Annotated in this window: 16 protein-coding genes; 7 read left to right on the plus strand and 9 right to left on the minus strand. The window is 54.7% G+C overall.

Annotation, left to right across the window (positions count from 1 at the left end):
• The first annotated feature begins 33 nt into the window (after positions 1-33).
• Positions 34-855: a non-homologous end joining protein Ku gene (ku, locus tag APH35_RS22195; protein WP_060515531.1), complete on the plus strand. Its 822-nt coding sequence runs from the start codon at positions 34-36 to the stop codon at positions 853-855.
• Here the strand turns inward: ku and APH35_RS22200 are convergent.
• From APH35_RS22200 to ligD, 5 genes are read right to left on the minus strand one after another with little or no spacing between them, the layout of a single operon-like run.
• A complete protein-coding gene (locus tag APH35_RS22200; protein ID WP_060492369.1) occupies positions 850-1,548 on the minus strand; it encodes a glycosyltransferase in 699 nt (232 codons plus the stop codon). The genes ku and APH35_RS22200 overlap by 6 nt on opposite strands.
• A complete protein-coding gene (locus APH35_RS22205; RefSeq protein ID WP_012272277.1) occupies positions 1,545-2,144 on the minus strand; it encodes a class I SAM-dependent methyltransferase in 600 nt (199 codons plus the stop codon). Before APH35_RS22205 ends, APH35_RS22200 begins: the two co-directional genes overlap by 4 nt.
• A gap of 10 nt (positions 2,145-2,154) precedes the next feature.
• The gene (locus APH35_RS22210; RefSeq protein WP_012272276.1) at positions 2,155-2,907 is read right to left on the minus strand and encodes a PIG-L deacetylase family protein; all 753 of its coding nucleotides are present in this window, start codon (positions 2,905-2,907) and stop codon (positions 2,155-2,157) included.
• Positions 2,904-3,947, minus strand: a complete 1,044-nt coding sequence (locus tag APH35_RS22215; protein WP_012272275.1) for an acyl-CoA dehydrogenase — start codon at positions 3,945-3,947, stop codon at positions 2,904-2,906. Before APH35_RS22215 ends, APH35_RS22210 begins: the two co-directional genes overlap by 4 nt.
• A 40-nt stretch (positions 3,948-3,987) precedes the next feature.
• A complete protein-coding gene (gene ligD, locus APH35_RS22220; protein WP_374701351.1) occupies positions 3,988-5,970 on the minus strand; it encodes a DNA ligase D in 1,983 nt (660 codons plus the stop codon).
• Here ligD and APH35_RS28555 point away from each other — a divergent pair.
• Genes APH35_RS28555 through APH35_RS22230 form a run of 4 tightly spaced genes read left to right on the plus strand, consistent with a single transcriptional unit; the run spans position 5,866 to position 10,918 of the window.
• On the plus strand, positions 5,866-7,053 hold the full coding sequence (locus APH35_RS28555; RefSeq protein ID WP_063977569.1) for a tyrosine-type recombinase/integrase: 1,188 nt from the start codon (positions 5,866-5,868) through the stop codon (positions 7,051-7,053). The two genes, ligD and APH35_RS28555, sit on opposite strands and share 105 nt — an antisense overlap.
• A complete protein-coding gene (locus tag APH35_RS28560; RefSeq protein ID WP_081259081.1) occupies positions 7,040-8,539 on the plus strand; it encodes a tyrosine-type recombinase/integrase in 1,500 nt (499 codons plus the stop codon). Before APH35_RS28555 ends, APH35_RS28560 begins: the two co-directional genes overlap by 14 nt.
• 1 nt (position 8,540) lies before the next feature.
• Positions 8,541-10,475 carry a hypothetical protein gene (locus APH35_RS28880; RefSeq protein WP_123902471.1) on the plus strand — a complete coding sequence of 645 codons (1,935 nt, stop codon included), beginning with the start codon at positions 8,541-8,543 and terminating at the stop codon, positions 10,473-10,475.
• On the plus strand, positions 10,472-10,918 hold the full coding sequence (locus APH35_RS22230) for a hypothetical protein (RefSeq protein WP_019751583.1): 447 nt from the start codon (positions 10,472-10,474) through the stop codon (positions 10,916-10,918). Before APH35_RS28880 ends, APH35_RS22230 begins: the two co-directional genes overlap by 4 nt.
• Before the next feature lie 86 nt (positions 10,919-11,004).
• Here APH35_RS22230 and APH35_RS22235 read toward each other — a convergent pair whose 3' ends face one another.
• Positions 11,005-12,135: a DUF3800 domain-containing protein gene (locus APH35_RS22235; RefSeq protein ID WP_019751582.1), complete on the minus strand. Its 1,131-nt coding sequence runs from the start codon at positions 12,133-12,135 to the stop codon at positions 11,005-11,007.
• Between the two features lie 351 nt (positions 12,136-12,486).
• Here APH35_RS22235 and APH35_RS22240 point away from each other — a divergent pair, with 351 nt between their 5' ends.
• Complete coding sequence (locus APH35_RS22240; protein WP_019751581.1) at positions 12,487-14,640, plus strand: SEC-C metal-binding domain-containing protein; 2,154 nt, start codon at positions 12,487-12,489, stop codon at positions 14,638-14,640.
• Positions 14,641-14,706: 66 nt separating this feature from the next.
• Here the strand turns inward: APH35_RS22240 and APH35_RS22245 are convergent, their stop codons facing one another.
• The 3 genes from APH35_RS22245 to APH35_RS22255 are packed head-to-tail and all read right to left on the minus strand — an operon-like array spanning position 14,707 to position 16,227.
• The gene (locus APH35_RS22245) at positions 14,707-15,390 is read right to left on the minus strand and encodes a TraX family protein (protein ID WP_019751580.1); all 684 of its coding nucleotides are present in this window, start codon (positions 15,388-15,390) and stop codon (positions 14,707-14,709) included.
• Between the two features lie 53 nt (positions 15,391-15,443).
• Positions 15,444-15,884 (minus strand): YqaA family protein, encoded by a 441-nt coding sequence (locus APH35_RS22250; protein ID WP_029380634.1) that lies wholly within the window; start codon positions 15,882-15,884, stop codon positions 15,444-15,446.
• A 37-nt stretch (positions 15,885-15,921) separates the two neighbouring features.
• Complete coding sequence (locus tag APH35_RS22255; protein WP_019751578.1) at positions 15,922-16,227, minus strand: metal-sensing transcriptional repressor; 306 nt, start codon at positions 16,225-16,227, stop codon at positions 15,922-15,924.
• A 514-nt stretch (positions 16,228-16,741) separates the two neighbouring features.
• Between APH35_RS22255 and APH35_RS22260 the strand changes: the two genes are divergently transcribed.
• The coding region (locus APH35_RS22260; protein WP_177335387.1) for a HupE/UreJ family protein at positions 16,742-17,109 on the plus strand (368 nt) is incomplete at its 3' end.

The following is a 17,109-nucleotide window of genomic DNA, read 5'->3' on the forward strand; positions in this document are numbered from 1 at the left end:
TCTGGTATCGGCAGGCAATCTTCGGAGCACTTCATGGCTCGGGCAATCTGGAAAGGCGCCATCAGTTTTGGCCTCGTGCACATCCCCGTGGCACTCCATACCGCCGTGCGTACCGAGCGGGTGGATTTCGACTGGCTCGACAAGCGCAGCATGGAGCCTGTGGGCTATAAGCGGGTGAACAAGGTGACCGGCAAGGAAATCGACAAGGACAACATCGTCAAGGGCGTCGAATTCGAGAAGGGCCGCTACGTCGTAATCAGCGAGGAAGAGATCCGCAAGGCTCGGCCCGAAGCGACCCAGACCATCGATATCTTTTCCTTCGTCGAAGCTGGCGAGATCCCACTGCAGCATTTCGATACGCCGTACTACCTAACCCCGGACCGCCGTGGTGGCAAGGTGTATGCCTTGCTGCGCGAGACGCTTCAGAAGACCGGCAAGGTGGCACTGGCCACCGTGGTTCTGCATACCCGCCAGCATCTGGCGCTGCTGCGCCCCCTGGACGACGCGCTGGTGATGATTACCCTGCGCTGGCCCGAAGAAGTACGCGGGCTGGAGACGCTGGAACTGGACAGCAGCGTGACGGACAACAAGGTGGAAAAGCGCGAGCTGGACATGGCCAAGCGTCTGGTGGAGGACATGAGCGAGCCTTGGAAGCCCGAGGCGTATCACGATGCCTTCCGCCAGACCATCATGGACCTGGTGGAAGAGAAGGCCAGCAAGGGCAAGATCGAGTCTGTGGTGAACGGCGACGCTGCGAGTGCTGGAAAGGGTGCGGAAATCCTCGACCTTACCGAACTGCTCAAGCGCAGCCTGGCAGGCAAGAAGCCGGCGAAGAAAGCGCGCAAGGCGTCATGAAGTTTTAACCGGAGGGCTGTCGGGGGCGCTTTGCGAGGCCTGTGCCTGCAACCTCGCCAGATAATCACCAAACCCTTCGCGGGCGCGGCTGTCAAGCCGGCTGCTGGTGGCCACGCTGTGCCTGGCGGTCCAGACGATCTGCGCGCCGCAGGCCTGAAGGTCACTGACCAGTTGCACATCTTCATGCGCCGCCAACGGTTTGAAGCCGCCCACCCGCGCGTAGGCATCGGAACATACCCCCAGATTCGCGCCGTGCACATGCCGGTGGCCTTCGCGCGCTTCATAGCGGCTCTGGTACACCTTGCGCAGGGCGGCTGTGTGCCAGGGTTGCCAGTAGTCGATGTGCACCGTGCCGCACACCACATCGGCGCTGCAGGCCAGCTGCGACATCAGCCAGTGTGCCGGTACCCGGCTATCTGCATCGGTGCAGGCCAACCACTGCGCGCCGCGTTCGAGCATGTGCGCCGCACCCACCCGGCGCGCCATGCCGACATTCCCGGCATCCACCATCAAGGCCTGGACACCGAAACGCCTTGCCACCGCAGCGCTTGCGTCACTGCAGCGGTCGAGTACCACCAGCACCTCCACGCGGTACCCCGCCTGCTGCGCCTGCTGGGCAGCGACCAGCACCGCCCGCAGGCAGCGTCCCAGCCGGCGCGCTTCGTTATGCGCAGGGATGACCACGGCAATCATGGGCAGGTCTCGTCGAGGTCGACCACGCTGGGCTGGCAGGACCAGTATTCCAGCACGAAGTCCGCCTCTTCATGCTGGAACTGCTGATACAGCGGCAGGTGCCGGGCGAGCATGCGGTGCACTTCACGGCCATCCTGCGGGCAACCGACGATGGGATGCTTCCAGTGGCACGCCAGCAGCCCACCGTCGTAGGTCAGGCTGGCCGCTGATTGCTCGATCACATGCAGCCAGTCGGTGGAGTCGAGGTAGTAGCCCACTTCGCTGAGCACGATCAGGTCAAAGCGCCCGCTCGGCCAGTGAGTAGGTAACCGGGCCAGTTCCACCGAGGCATTGGGTACCTGTGCAAGCCGCACGCGGGCCAGGTTCACAGCGGTCGGGTCCAGGTCCTGGCAGAGCAGGTCGGCGCAGCGTTCGGCCAGCAGCGCACTGAGCTCGCCATTGGCACAGGCTGGCTCGAACACTCGCTGATAGCACTGCCGAGGCAGGCTGGCCATGACCAACTCGCGCTTGCGTTTCTCGTACCAGCGAGTGCGGAAGGCCCAAGGGTCTTCGTTGGTGGCGTAAAGCTCGGCGAAATACTGCGAATCGAGGCTCATGAAGGCTCCACTACAGAAAGACCAATTCGAAAGGTTGCAGCAGACAATCCAGCAGATTGGACGGCAGCACTGGCTGTTCGTCGTCCCGTCCCAGCTGGCTGACGTGAGCGGCCAACGCCTTGCGCTTGCGTGCCAAGCGGCTTTCATCGAGTTGCAGACGGTGGGCACGGGGCCACGGCAGACGTGGATCGTCAGGCTCTGCCCAATGCCATGCCCAAACCGGTACCTCGGCCAATTGCACCTGGCGGGCCGCCGCCGCATGCGCGGCAGCGCGGCCGACGGCCTCGTGATCGCAATGCCCGTCATTACGCCAGGTAGCCATCAACAGGTCATCGGGCCGCAGCAACTGGGTGAGGTGGCTAACCAGAAACGCTTCTTCACGCGGCAGCTGGCCGTCCTTGAGATGCAGCCTGCGCCAGTCCATCTGGTTTGGCTCCAGGCCCAGCTGCTTCAGGGCCTGGCGGCTCTCCAGAGGGCGCTGGCGACGCAAGCGGTGCTCGCTCCAGTGGCTGGAACCTGGGTGACTGCCCTCACCATCGGTGGCGGAAATCAGCACCAGTTCTTCTTCGCGACCGGTGAACCCCGCCAGCAGGCCGCCGGCCATGAGTATTTCGTCGTCCGGGTGGGGTGCAATCAATACCAGGCGGCGCCCTGGCGGGCAAAGCTGGCGCGGATCGAGCCAGGTAGCACGGGCCAGATGCGCGGCCTGTTGCCAGGATGCCCAAGGCGTGCCACTGCTCGACTGAATCAGATTCTCGTTCATAGCTGCCAGGCTCCGGCCGGCCCCTGCGCCAACTGCTGGCCCAACACCGCCAGGTCACGCTCGGCATGACTTTGGCGAATGAACACCGGCAGATCGGCGCTCAGCCGAGCAAAATGGCTGCTGCGGCAGAAGGGTGTGGCGCCCAGCGCTCGCCCGACATGGCTGATCACCTGTTCCACCGCCTGTTCTACCTGGGCACGGGTACGGCGCACTTCGAAACTGGCATCTGCTGCAGGCTGCAGGTCGATCCAGGCGGCGCACTCGCGCAGCGCTGCGCGGGCACCGTACAACGCAGCGTCAACGGCCCCCAGATGGGCATCGGCATGCGGGTCGGGGCGGGGCCTGCGGCAGTGTTCGCGCAGGTAGTCCGCCAGCGCTTCAGCCGCGCCGAACCAGCAGGCGGCGATGCCTGCACCGCCGTGCCAGAAGCCTGGGCGTGCAAGGTATTGGCCGGCCTTGCCGATGAGCGTACCAGGAGTGTCGTTGAACGACAGTTCGACGCTGGCAGTCGTGCCCATGCCTACAGCCTGCCAATGCTCGATGTTCAAACCCTGGCTCGGTTGCGACAATTCGATGGCCACCAGTTGCGGTTGCTCCGCCTCATCCCAGGCGGTGATCAACGCCCGGTCGATCTGCAAGGCGCCTGAACACCAGGCCTTGCGGCCGTTCAATAGCACCTGTTTACCTTCGCGAGCCGTGATCCGCGTACGGGCATCAGGCGGTTCGGCGGCCCACACGCCCCAGATGCCGTCGCGCGCCTGGTACGCGGCACCACACTCGGCCAGAATTGCCAGGGCATCTGTGTGGCCTTCATAGAGTTTGGCCAGAGCCAGGTCGCAACCCGCCACGCGGGCCAAGGTCTGCCAGCGACGCAGGGTGTTGCCTTGCCCCGGCAAGGGCAGCAGGTCCAGGTGGTCAGCTTGCAGCGCCTGAATCAGCTGCGGCAGCTGGGTGTCGAGGTTAAGCGCTTGCTGGCGTTCGCCAAAGGCGCGCAACAGGCGGTCAAGGGTGGTCAGGTTGAAGTCTTGAACGATGCTCATGGGCGTGTCTCCCGGGTCATGTCCATTCGCTGTTGCGCCATCACGAGAGCCCCAGTTGCTTGCGCATGCGGGCAGTGATGGACTGGCGCACCTTGCCCAGGTCGGCCCATGGGTCTTCGACTTCTGCGAGACGCTCGCGCACGTTGGCGATGTTCCACGTGTTGGCGGCCTTGAGCTGCACCAGCTCCTCGCGCCATATGGGCACCGAAACAGGCAGTCCCTCTCGGGCTCGCAGGGAGTAAGCGCACGCGGTGGTGGCGCCTTTGCTGTTGCGCAGGTAATCGATGAAGATGCGCCCAACACGGTTTTTCGGCCCAGAAACCGCGCTGAGACGGTCCGGGAACAACGTGGCCAGGTAGTTGACGATGGCGTGGCTGAAGCCTTTGACTTCGTCCCAGCCGGCGCGCCGGGTCAACGGCACTACAACATGAATGCCTTTGCCTCCACTGGTTTTCAGGAACACCTTCAGGCCTAGCTCGTCAAGCAGGGTAAGGGTGAGCTGAGTTGCCTCCAGCATGGCCTTCCAGGGCAACGCGGGGTCAGGGTCCAGGTCGAGCACGAAGCGGTCGGGTTTGTCGAAGTCCTTGTCCGTGGCGTTCCAGGTGTGCAGTTCAAGCATGTTCATCTGCACCGCGCCTAGCAGCGTGTCTGGGCGATTGATAACCATCGCCGCCTGGCCGGCCTCGGCCTTTTCGTAGCTAAGCACGTTGGGGATGTGCAGCTGGCCCGCGTTCTTTTGGAAGAAGAGCTCGCCGGCCAGGCCGTCCGGTGCGCGAACCAGCGCCACCGGGCGGTGCTTGAGCTGTGGCAGGATCCATTGGCTGATGTCGGCATAGTATTCGGCGACTTCGCGCTTGGTCGCACCCAGCGTGGCGTCGATCACCCTGTCAGGATGTGTCAGGTGCAGTTCATCCGGGGTTTCAGACGTCTTGGCCTGCTTGCTGCGCTTAGGCACGGTCTTGGCGGGCATGGCGCGCTCCAGGTCGATAGCTGTTGCCGCCTTGTCGTCGCGCAGGCCGTGGAAAACCGAGTGGCGTACGATGCCATCACGGGTCATCTGGGCATAGGCGACTTCAGCGAGCAGTTTCGGTTGCAGCCAATGCACACCACGGGCTTCGGCACCGGTGGGCGGCCTGGCCACGGCTGGCTTGGCAGTTTCCAGGGACGTTAACCGGGCAAGCAGCGTGGCCAGGGTGGTATCACTGAAGCCGGTACCTACCTTTCCGGCATAGCGCAGCTCACCACTGTCGTTGTCGTGCAGGGCCAGCAGCAAGGCCCCGAAGCCGCTGCGGCTGCCTTTGGGGTCGGTGTAGCCGACGATCACGAATTCCTGGCGTTGCTTGCACTTGAGCTTGACCCAGTCCGAGCTGCGGCGGCCACTGTACGGGCTGTCGACGCGTTTGCCGATCAGCCCTTCGTGCTGCAGACGGCAGGCGCTGTCGAGCAGGGATTCGACAGGCTGGTCAAAGTCGGCAGAAAACTTGAGTACGTCCGACTCATCGTGCCCAAGCAGTTGGCGCAAGGTGTCGCGGCGGCCCTGCAGCGGTACCTGACGCAGGTCCCGACCACCAAGAAACGGCAGGTCGAACAGGTAATAGGCAATGCCTTCGTCATGCTCGGTATCGAAGGCGTTCTGCAAGGCTTGGAAGTCTGCTGCGCCATTTTCGTCAACCACCACCATTTCGCCATCGAGCCAGGCCGAACCGACACCCAGCGCGCGCAAGGCAGCCACCTGCCGGGGCATTTTGCTGCTCCAGTCGTGGCCATTGCGGGTAAACAGGCGGATGTCTTCGCCGTCGATGCGGGCCATGATGCGGTAGCCGTCGAACTTTAATAGGCACCTGCCGGCCTGTTGCGATCTAAGCTCAATGGGATGGGGTCTCCTCAAATGATTCACACTCAGTGATCGGTGGCTTTCATGATGGTTAAAACTGGTGCGTTGCCCGACCTCGTCATCGTTGATCCTCATCGCATGCTCCCTAGGTTTTGGGCAACCGTGTGGTCCCTGAGTAATCAAGGACATGCCCTAGCGGAGAACACCCGTAAGACAACCCTGCGTCACATAGATGTTTTCTACTCTTTCTGTGATGACCGGTACGGGGTTGATTCGTTCGATTCAGCTGTGAGTAGCCGTGATGCGGCCAGAACGCAGGAGTTGGTGGAGGCGTTTTATCTGAATCTGACATCCGCCAAAAACTACTCAACAACGGCTGTTCAGCGATGGGATGCTGTCAGAAGGTTCATGGTGCACCTGGCCTCTCATCGATCAGCTTCGTGCGAAGCATGGCGTTCTCTTCGATCGACCTTGTCTGCGATGGGAAGGATGAGAAAGCCTCAGAGGGGGCGGGTAAGGTTTATCCGCTCGATTCCAGCGAGCACATTGTTTGATCTGCTTGAGGTTGGAAATCCTGCTTCAGATCGAAACCCCTTCCAAGGTGTGCGCATTAAGAACAGGAATTGGCTGATCCTTAACATGCTTCTGCTGGTAGGACTCAGGCGCAGCGAGTTGATGCTGCTGACTTGTGATGCTCTCAAATCTGACGTAGATACGAAGTCTCAAGAGGTTGTGTATTGGCTGGACGTTACGGCCGGGACAGAATCTGAAACCCGATCTACTGCCCCAAGCATGAAAACTGAGCAGGCACATAGGCAAGTACCAATTTCGCCGGAACTTGCAAACCTTTATCAACAGTACATAGCCGAGAGCAGATACGACTCGTCAGAGCACGGCTACGCTTTTACAGCGGCTACAGGAGCTCCTCTATCTGCTGAGGCTGTAACCAAGATTTTCCACGCACTGTCAGGCGCAATCTCACCCAAGGCATTAAAAAAATTCAGTGATCGCACAGGCGGAAAGGCACATATATCCCCCCATGATCTTCGGCATACCTGCGCAACAGCATATTACGCGACGTTCATGGATTGTGAACAAGACAGGGAACTTACGTTCCAGCGTATGCGTGCATTTTTTGGCTGGTCCGTAAATTCGGCTATGCCAGAGCATTATGCCCGCGCAGCAATTCAAGAAGATCTCATGCAGGCGTGGGGTCGGCTATTTGACTTAAAAATAAGCGCGTTGCGAGATATTCAACATGAGAGCATATAAGGGTAAGAGCGCTTCAACTACCGTGAATTGTGCGGGAAGTAGTGCTGAAACTTTTATTCTCGAATGGGCCTGGCCACTGCCGCCAGCAATTATTTCTCTTTACGATAAGTACACTGATGTTACTTATGTGGTTGAGGCTGACGAAAATGAGTGGAAGTTCAGTTATAAAGGGGGTGCTGAATCGATTTCATTCGCGAGCGGCTCCGCGGGCGCTTTGCAGAGAAGGCTAGCAATGTTGACGTCTGGGCATCAAAGTCCTAGTAGTCTTCATCGTGCTGCAAGGTTATTGGTCCGCAAATGGGAGAGTGTTTGTACGCTGGTTACGACCCCTGCGGAAGAGCTAAGAAATGCTTGGAATGAGCATGTCACAGACTCATCTTTTTCAGGTGTTATGAAACGTCTCCTTAAAATGGCTTGCGATGCTGAGGTGGGGCATTGGAATGGGAGGGCCCTAAGTCTAGTTCGTAGCTTGAATACCCATGCAAATGCAGGAATGGCACGCAGGAAGAACACCCTTATAAGTCGGGAAGAACTTGTAAATATAAGCTTGCAGGCAGATATTGTAAGATCATTAGATGCAGAAGCATGGAGTGCTGAAGTCGAAAATGAATATTTAGAAGGGGCGGCCGCTTTGGTGTTTATATATCAACACGGTGTTCGACCTGTGCAGGTGTTGTGCTTGGATACTGAGCATGTAAGATTTTTTAAGGATGCAAATGATGAAAGTGCTTGCATTGTTTCGTTTCACGCAGCCAAGCAGCGTGATGAGCAGCAATTTGAAATTGTTCGTCAGGTTAAACCAGAGTGGGTCCAGATAGTAAAAAGACTGTGGGAGTCTGCAAAAGCTGCAGGCAGAAAACGACTATTCGAAGCAACCAACTCTACGGCTCTTTGGGCGGAAGCCAAGGCTTTCTGCCGGCGTTATGGAGTTAACCTGGATTGTACCGCTCCACAGTTGCGTCATACTGCAGCGCAGTCATTGGCAGATGCCGGGCATAGTCGCGAAAGCATTTGTAAGTTCTTAGGTCATGTCTATACGGGTACTTCTGGAGCTTATATACACGCTAGCATGCAACAAGCCGACCTCGTCAATTCGGCGCTTGGGGCATCTAAGTTGTATGCGAAACTCCAAAGCATTGCTTCAGGTAGATTTGCTTCTCTTGAGGAAATTCTAAACGCGCAAGAAGATCAGCAGATAGGAGCTGTCGTAGGCAATTCCCTCATTGCAGGAGTAGGGCTATGTCAGACAGGTCAGAGCCATTGTGCCTATAATCCAGTAACGTCTTGTTATGGATGTGCAAAGTTTATGCCCTCTTTGCAAAAGGAACCTCATCTGCAGGCCGTTGACGGCATGCGACAACAGGTTAGGAGGTTTTTGGACATTGGTATCAGTGCGGAAAGCCCAGCTTATCTCCAGCTCACTCGTGCGCTCTCAGGAGCTCAGCAAATTTTAGACAATATCGATCAGATTGCGGGGGCGAAGTAAAATGGCCGTGATTGAATCTCCGTCCAATGAGCCATCGGCGAAATATCTATTTGAGAAGTTTGTCACCAGTGTGCGCAGAGCTGTTGAGGCAAAAGGAGTAATCTGGGACATTCCTCTGAATGACTGTGGCCAACCGATAAAAGGTACAGATTGGGATCTTCGAATCCTTAACGATAGTCACGACAGGCATGCATATGGTACAGGGGGCTTCGGAGTAGATATAGAAACTCATCAACTGGCCCTAACCGCAGGCTGGCCTGAAGCACGCCTTCCAGCCAGTCGAGTGCTTCCAACAATAGTCCAAGACTTCATCAAGGCTATAATCGGGAGTATTTGCTTGAGTGGTCGCACAGCGGATTGCGCGCAAGTAGTAGCTAAGGCAGCAAGGCGACTATTCTCAAGTACCGTACTAACTCCATATGAGATCTCACGAGAAAATTTTGAAGCGCTACTATCTATTAAGTCGTGGAGTGAAAAGGCCTCGCGGGATATAGCTACTGTGGCCAAGATTATTGATGAAAACATGATCTCAAACTTCTGTCCTGTTCGCCCAACGGTAAAGCGAGATCGAAGGCCAGGGCTTTTAGCCGGCTACCTGGTACGAAAAGATGCATCCAAGCTTCCTGAGGCAGACTCGCTATTCGAGTTGACTAGAATCGTGTTTTGTGAGCGCGCAAGAACATATAATGATTTAATTTATTTTTTAGTTATCAGGATATTAATACTTACGGGTTTGCGTATTAATGAGGTGTTAACGCTGCCTGAAGACTGCCTGACATGGGTCGAGCATGTAGATGTGGTCACCAATAAAAGCGCATCCGATATCGGCGGGGTAGGACGTTCTTTGAGATTGCGCTATTATTCAGAGAAAAAACGAAACAAAACTCCTGGCACTCTGATTGAAAGTTTTTATTTTGTGCCAAAAAGATTTGAGCAGCTCATTGAAAGCACGATACTGGAAGCGAGGCTTGCTACGAAGCCATTTAGGGGGGTTCTGGAAAATCAATATCTAAATCAGTCTCAAACGTTCGGATCTGACCTGCGAATATTTAGAACGGATTCAGGAGGTACTGTAGGGACATGGCAACGGCTATTTCTTACTGCCGGGTGTATTAAGAAATGGCCTTTGTCGAGCGCCGCTGTTTCTGGTGATTCAGTTATTACCACGCCGCGCGAGCTTAGAATGTACACTTCGCTTGGTATGGTGAAAGGTAATGGTTCACTTTCCTTCTTTAAGAAGTATGGCTCAACTTCGGAAATGAAGAAATTGTCTATCAAACCTCATTCGTTGCGACACTTGATGAATACTGAGTTGTTTCGCCAGAACGTTTCAGATACAGTCATCACACATCAGTTTGGCCGAGTGTCAGTAGCACAGAGTTATGAGTACGATCATCGTAGCCTTGCTGAAAAACTCAAATTCGTCGAACTGCCCACTGTAGCGCAGCAGTTTATTCCCGCAGGTAGCACTCACGAATTAGTGGCAAAAATGGTCGTGAGCGGCATAGCTGTTAGTAGCCATATCGGAGAATCTTTCAAGAGAATTCAACTAGAACATGGTGATGAGGCAGCGTTTGCATACCTCGCAGCCAACTCAGATGGATTTCATGTAACTCCTTACGGCTTCTGCACCAACAGCTTCTCCCTTAATCCTTGCTCGAGACATCTCAAGTGTTTCGATGGATGCAGGCATTTTGCAGCAAGTGGCTTGCCCCATCATCGGCAGACGTTGATTGATTTGAAAGAAAGTCTAGTGATTATGCGCTGCTCTGCTGAGGGCAAGCCGGTGAGAACAACAGGTCGAGCGAATCAAATTGCGCATGCATCCAAACTCATTGATGGTGTGCAAAAAGCAATTGAAGCTCAGCCATATGAAACAATTTATCCCGATGGAGTCGATTACTCAAGACTTGACAAAAAGGACATCTTCTCATGAGAACCTTGCTGGATCCTTCAAATGTTGAATTGAAAAAAGTTCTTGATCAGTTGGCGCTAGAGGACGTCGATATTACGGCGCGGGCAATCGCTCGCCACCATTCGCTGCTCAAAAACGCCTCGGCATTTACACGCAACCCTGCACGAATGAAACTCATTGTCGAAAGTCGCCAAAAACAACTTGAAGCGCGGGCTGCGGCAGCGAGTTTATCTTCTTTCGACGTACACGACAAAAAATCGCAGCGCTTAAACAGAGACAATGAAGTACTGGTACTTAAATTAAAGAGGCTGATAGCTGCGCATGCAGGTCTTATTCGCGCAGTACAATTAGCTGGTGGTATGAGCGCACTCGAACGATTCTGGAAGGAATACAAAGAGGTAGGTGATGCTGTACAAATTCTTGATGCTGCTCCTGCAAAGGCGATGGTTGTCGACATCAAATGATTTGGTGCTGTCGCATTCAGTTTACGGTTGGTGCAGTCTGTTGCTGCACCGAGTCCATATCGCCCCGGATGATTGCCTAAACGAATCTATATTCCATCAAGATGATTTTTTCGATACTCTTCATGACGGGCCATGAGTTGTCGCGCACGCTTTTCCTCTTCGGGGCTTGGATCAGGAAGATTCATCAGAACTGGCTCCCATCGTTTCATTATTCCAGCAAACGAAACCTCGTCAGTCATTCCTTTTTCCATTTGAGGCGCTAAAAGCTCTAGCAACTCAGGGCTCAAATCTTTTTTCTCAAAAAGACGCTTCATCAACCAAAGATAAATATCCACCAATTCTAAACCAGCACTCATATCGCCAGGGGTGCACGTGATAGGAATGTCGGGGATGTTGGATAGATCCATTTTAGGCAGGCCCGGCCCAACTTCCCATGGCCCACCCTTATCTTTCGCGCTCCTATAAAAGTTAGCGACCCATTCTTGAGCGCGATTAAACTCACCTTGCCTGTCAACCACGATTGCAGCGGCATCCCCTCCGCCGACTTTCAGTCTGAGTGCAATACCATGCATGACTGACTGGAAGCCGATTAAATTAGGAGATATTTGAAGGCGATCATTGTTGCTGTATATGTTGTAATGGATTTCATCAGGATGCTTGCAGGCCCATGTAAGAGCATCTCGTATTATTTCGCGACTTCTAGGGTCGGGAAGATAGTCAATCCGACACAGCAGCGTGTTACATACCTCTTGCAATATAGTATTTGCTTTTTCGGTCTTTTTCTCGATTCGAGCCTTCCTGGCTAGTTTAATCAAATCCTCATCAAATAGGTATGCAAGCTTCGCTAATACTACGAAACGTAAAGGAGTCCAATATGCTGACCATGGAACTGCCTTGTTGAGCCCCTGATCAAAGAGCTGGTCAAAAAAACTTATCAAAGCATGATCAGGTTTGGATATCCGATAAATATCTATGGTCAAGTCTAGCTTTGCTTGCAATGCCGAGAGTTCAGAGGCAATACTGGTCAGTCGCCCCATGCCCAACTCACTTGAGTGCAATCTTGCAACGCCAAAGCGTTCGCGTAGTTCTTGAATTTCATCATTAGCGACCTCATCCACATTGTGCGGCGAGGACAGTACACCATAGTATAAAATCGGCTGCTGCGGGTCGAACAGATTCAGACCCGTTTGCCCACTCTCATCTACATAAAAATACATAAATCTATTCCTTGTGCGGCGTGTCAGTGGTAGTAGTGATTCCCTTCACGCATGCCGGGATATCTGTTTCATTCTAGACGTGAACCACCATTTGACAGAGCATCATCATTCCGGTCAGGAAGGTCTACGCATGCAGGCGGTAGGGCGTCACCGCAGTGTAGGATGCTTCGATCATAGGATTTGGGAACCGCGGTTGCTCTGGGAGCACTGAAACCCGCATGGGGGATGTCATGCGCCTAGCTTGTAAAGGCTTCGCGGGGGGCTAATGGCGGAAATTAAGCCACGCTACCATCGATGTCGCGCTCAAGACCTGTCTGCCGATCGCCTAAGCCAACCATGGAGTAATGCCGCATGCCGACACCTGTAGGTCGAACCGAAACGGAGGTTCTAGCTGATCTTGTGCAGCTAACTGCCTCACCTGGCTACGTTCATGCGATTGCCTTCATATGTCACCGGGACAACCTGGTCCTGTACCGCGATGAGCTGAACCCGAAGGATATGGCTCATCTGTTCACCAACGACCGATTATTGAGGACTGAGATCACGACTTTGCTTGGGTTGATGGTCCGCCAGGCTTTGGACATGAGCGTGCCCACCGTAGAGGTCCTGGGATATTTGGTAGAACGCACCGACACGCTGATGTTGGAGCTACACCACGCACTTTCTCGACCGATGCTTTCATCTCTGACGGCCCAAGCGGTCAGCGGTAGCACAGCCGAGATAGGCTGGGACGGTATGTCCATGCGGGAGCCGATTTTTTATGGAACCGAGTCCGCATATAGTTTCCAGTACCGAGATTTACTTCCCACAAAGTACGGCGCGGACGATACCTGGCTCGTTGAAAAAATGGGCTTCACCATCACCCAGGCCCAGTTGGTCGCTAGCACAATGTGTAACCTAATGGACGAGAAGGCGTGCGCGACTTTTGCCAAGTCCAGAGCCCCAGTGATTGACCCCCACATATTGATAGGAGCGTTCGAATATTCAGCACAGCTTGTTGCGGACTCAAGCGGGCTGGATGTTCCCATTGTCGAAGCTGTTTTCGGTGCATTGACGCTAACTGGCGATAACCTGCAGTTCCAAACCATTGGCGATTTCAACGCGGTCGCTGCCACACCGTTGCTGCCAACCGGTCGCGGTACTGTGTTGCTGTTCCAGCACTACGCAATTTATGAGGCACTTTATGAGTCGCCCTTTTTTTGGATGTGGGCCGACAAGCCGTACCGGCCGACTGCTATGGAGCATCGCGGTGCATTTGCAGAGCAGTTCTCAGCGCTGAGATTGAGAGCCGTTTTCGGTCAGGACAACGTGCATACCAATGTGAATTTGTTCAAGGGCAAGGACGTTGCGGGTGAAGCAGACGTGCTGGTGGTGTTCGGGGATCGACTGATCATCATCCAAGCCAAGGCGAAAAAGCTGACCCTTGAGGCTAGAAAAGGCAATGACGGACAACTAAAGTCCGACTTCGCCGCTGCCATTCAGCAGTCCTACGATCAGGGATGGATTTGCGCCAATATTATCGTGGAGGGAGAGTGCAGACTGGAGAATGATCAAGGTCGAGAATTGAAGCTTCCTCATCCTCCTAAAGAGATCTATCTTTTCAGCGTCGTTTCTGAACACTATCCGGCATTAGCTTTTCAATCCAGTCAGTACCTAACTTACCAGACGACTGAGGTGATCAAAGCGCCACTCGTTATGGACGTCTTCCTCTTGGACGCTATTGCGGAGATGTTAACGTCACCGCTGAGGTTCCTCAGCTACATTCGTCTACGGATTGCCGCAGCCGGTAAGGTGAATCTGAGTCATGAACTGACGGCCTTGGGATTCCATCTTAAACGAAACATGTGGCTTGATGAGGAATTCAGCTACGTGATGATTGATGACTCATATGCAGTCGATCTCGATACCGCTATGACTGTACGGCGGGAGGGGCATCCCGGCAAGCATACACCTGAAGGCATACTGACTAGATTGGCAGGCACGCGCTATGAGCAGGTTATTTCTCAGATCGAAGCTGAGGCCAATCCTGCAACGCTTGAACTCGGACTTCAGCTTTTAGCCATGAATGAGGATGCTGCTTTTAATGTGCATCGTGGGCTGGAAGCCATTACTCGTATGACGCGAGAGGATGGGCAGGGGCACGACTTTACGATCGGGGCTGAGCAAGGTAACTCCGGGATCTGCTTCCACTCTAATAGAATGCCGTCGCCGGCAGCGATGCGCCGGCTGCAATTCCATTGCCACAAGCGTAAGTACATTATGCGATCAGATACTTGGTTTGGCTTGGCTGTCGACGGGGATTGTGACATTCAATTCGGCGTAACTTTGAATTTTCCCTGGACTGAGTCTGATCAGATGGACGAACTCACCAGAGATGCTCAGGCGCCAGCGCCAATATCATCGTTAAAGTCTCTCATACGCCAGTCGAATGGGAGGAAAGTGGGTCGGAACGAACCCTGCCCCTGCCGGAGTGGGAAAAAATACAAAAAGTGCTGTATGTCTTAGCCTGGTTAATGAGCAGCAGGTTCACCGAAGGGGAGTAGTGGACACCTATACGCTCAACCGAAGCCTTCACATTAGGGAGCGAATACCGAGCAAGGCAGCGAGGTGTCCTGGATAAAACCAATAGCTCCACTGAGTCACAGGCGGAACCCTGAAAGGCATACGCGACCACAGAACTATCAGTCCGAGAAGTGGCGCCAGAGCAGCCAGTATGAGGGCGGCCAAGGCAGCGGGCTCCAAGTGGATGGCTTGCGAAAAAAGCCCTGTACGCGAATTGGCTAGCACGCACAGTACAACCGGGACCATCGCGAAAAATTCCGGGCGCTTGATCGCAAGTACTAAAGCCGCTGGTACCAATACCCCGTAAAACCCGTACATCAGTGGATCTGCGAAAACACTGGCGAAACCGAGTGCTATGGCAGCCATCAAGAGGCTGGACCAGTTCCGGTGGTGGACTCCCCAGGCAACCATCAACCCCAAGATCAGCGTGAAAAGCACGTTAAACGTGCCTGAGCTACTGATCATTCGGTACGGGACCTCCGAGATGGCAGCGAACAGCACCATCAGCGCGAGATATCGGCCATTACTACGGGTGAAGAGTTCGCCCGGCTGGGTGCGTGCGACGTTGATTGCGATAGCGAGGCAGAACAGGGGAAACGAAAGTCTACCCAGGACGAAAAGATCCTCTGCACCAGGCCATACCAAACGCATGTGGTCAAAAACCATCGTGAGGAGAGCGATCCACTTGATCAAGTCTTGTTCTGCGTTGCGTGGCTTTGTAGGGGCCGTGTCCCGGCTTTGTACGTTCAAGGCATACTTCCCAGGACAAGCATGGTGAGAATGAGGTACCGAGCGCCCTTGGCCACCGAGACGATCAGAAGAAAGCGCCAGAGCGGCTCTCTCATGATGCCCGCGACAAGGGTCAGGGGGTCTCCTATCAGCGGGACCCAGCTGAGCAGGAGAGACCAGTAGCCATAGCGGTGGTACACGTTCTGCGCTTTCTGCAGCTTGTCAGGACCTACTGGGAACCAGCGGCGATCCCGGTAACGCTCAACCCCCAACCCTAGCAGCCAGTTCACCACAGAACCCAGCACGTTGCCCAAGGTGGCAACGGTCAAAAGCAGCAGGGGATCGTAATACTCAGAGACCAGCATCCCTGCAAGCACTGCCTCGGACTGCATTGGAAGCAGAGTCGCAGCACCGAATGCGGCCAGGAATAGACCTAGGTAACTGCCAAGGGCCAACATCATGGTGACCGCCTTACGGGCAAGCGATGGACAACCTTTAGAGGTATTTGGTGATCTGCTTGAATTCGTCGATTGCGGATCGATCACCATTGCTCAAAGCGGTAACCGAATCTTCCAGGCAGTGATCGATATGGTCTTGAATGAGCGTGCGCTTGGCTTGGCAAACTGCCTTTTCGACAGCATGTAGCTGCTGGGCGATGTCTACGCACTCACGGCCTTCTTCGATCATGGTAATGATGCTGCGCAGATGGCCGTCAGCACGTTTCAGGCGTTTGATGATTGCTTCGTGACTCTGATGAGTATGGGTGTGGCCATGGATATGTTCATGGACTGGCTCGGTCATGGCTTGAGTCTCGGACGGCTTTACATTAGGCTTGCATGCTATCCCCCTAGGGGGGTTAGGTCAAACGTGTCCGTTTGCTAGTCCGTATCCGTTACGAAGGCGTCAGGATGTCTCGCCGTCTACTTTCAGCGACCATGACTGTGTTTCTGGCTATAGCCTTTCTGCTGGCTTGGACCGGTCACGCCTATTCGCTTTCAGTGCCGACGCAGAGCCCTGTGTACAGCAAGCAGGTAGTCCAGCACGGGCATGACCATGCTGAGTCCTCCTGGAGCTGTGCCCAGTGCGCAGACCACTATCACTCACCGCTTACCCCTGACCATCAGCACGAGACGCCTCAACTCACGTCCTCCGTCCAGCTTTTTTCTACTTTCGAGCCCTCGGTTCGCATGGGATTACCCGGCGATTCAGTGCCTCGACCGCCTATTTTCCGCATCGAGCGCCCACCTCGTCCTCTACTTGCCTGCTGACATCAGCCGCTTAGCGGCTCACGATCATTGCAAGAAAGGGTTTATCCATGCATCTGCACTCGATAACGGGTAGGGGACTGTTCGCCACGCGTTCACGCCACCCATTGTTTCTGCTGTTCCTGTTGGTTGCTTCCCTGTTCATTGGCATGCCAGAAGCCTTGGCCCATGCTGTAGCAGAGGGTGACAAGGGCTTTATCCAGGAAAGCACAGGGGTCATGTTGATCCCGTTCATCTACATGGGCGCCAAGCACATGATGACGGGCTACGACCATCTGCTGTTCCTTTTCGGCGTCATCTTCTTCCTCTATCGCCTGAAGGACGTTGGCCTTTACGTCACGCTGTTTGCTGTTGGCCACTCGGTGACCTTGTTGTTTGGGGTGCTGACGGAGATCAGCATCAGCTCGTACATCATCGA

The sequence above is a fragment of the Pseudomonas sp. NBRC 111132 genome, from assembly GCF_001320565.1.
Taxonomy (GTDB): domain Bacteria; phylum Pseudomonadota; class Gammaproteobacteria; order Pseudomonadales; family Pseudomonadaceae; genus Aquipseudomonas; species Aquipseudomonas putida_P.

What these genes read in the sequence shown, in the direction of transcription:
- ku (WP_060515531.1), top strand. Translation starts at nt 34, where the DNA reads ATGGCTCGGGCAATCTGGAAAGGCGCCATCAGTTTTGGCCTCGTGCAC.
- APH35_RS22200 (WP_060492369.1), bottom strand. Translation starts at nt 1,548, where the DNA reads ATGATTGCCGTGGTCATCCCTGCGCATAACGAAGCGCGCCGGCTGGGA.
- APH35_RS22205 (WP_012272277.1), bottom strand. Translation starts at nt 2,144, where the DNA reads ATGAGCCTCGATTCGCAGTATTTCGCCGAGCTTTACGCCACCAACGAA.
- APH35_RS22210 (WP_012272276.1), bottom strand. Translation starts at nt 2,907, where the DNA reads ATGAACGAGAATCTGATTCAGTCGAGCAGTGGCACGCCTTGGGCATCC.
- APH35_RS22215 (WP_012272275.1), bottom strand. Translation starts at nt 3,947, where the DNA reads ATGAGCATCGTTCAAGACTTCAACCTGACCACCCTTGACCGCCTGTTG.
- APH35_RS28555 (WP_063977569.1), top strand. Translation starts at nt 5,866, where the DNA reads ATGATGGTTAAAACTGGTGCGTTGCCCGACCTCGTCATCGTTGATCCT.
- ligD (WP_374701351.1), bottom strand. Translation starts at nt 5,970, where the DNA reads ATGTCCTTGATTACTCAGGGACCACACGGTTGCCCAAAACCTAGGGAG.
- APH35_RS28560 (WP_081259081.1), top strand. Translation starts at nt 7,040, where the DNA reads ATGAGAGCATATAAGGGTAAGAGCGCTTCAACTACCGTGAATTGTGCG.
- APH35_RS28880 (WP_123902471.1), top strand. Translation starts at nt 8,541, where the DNA reads ATGGCCGTGATTGAATCTCCGTCCAATGAGCCATCGGCGAAATATCTA.
- APH35_RS22230 (WP_019751583.1), top strand. Translation starts at nt 10,472, where the DNA reads ATGAGAACCTTGCTGGATCCTTCAAATGTTGAATTGAAAAAAGTTCTT.
- APH35_RS22235 (WP_019751582.1), bottom strand. Translation starts at nt 12,135, where the DNA reads ATGTATTTTTATGTAGATGAGAGTGGGCAAACGGGTCTGAATCTGTTC.
- APH35_RS22240 (WP_019751581.1), top strand. Translation starts at nt 12,487, where the DNA reads ATGCCGACACCTGTAGGTCGAACCGAAACGGAGGTTCTAGCTGATCTT.
- APH35_RS22250 (WP_029380634.1), bottom strand. Translation starts at nt 15,884, where the DNA reads ATGTTGGCCCTTGGCAGTTACCTAGGTCTATTCCTGGCCGCATTCGGT.
- APH35_RS22255 (WP_019751578.1), bottom strand. Translation starts at nt 16,227, where the DNA reads ATGACCGAGCCAGTCCATGAACATATCCATGGCCACACCCATACTCAT.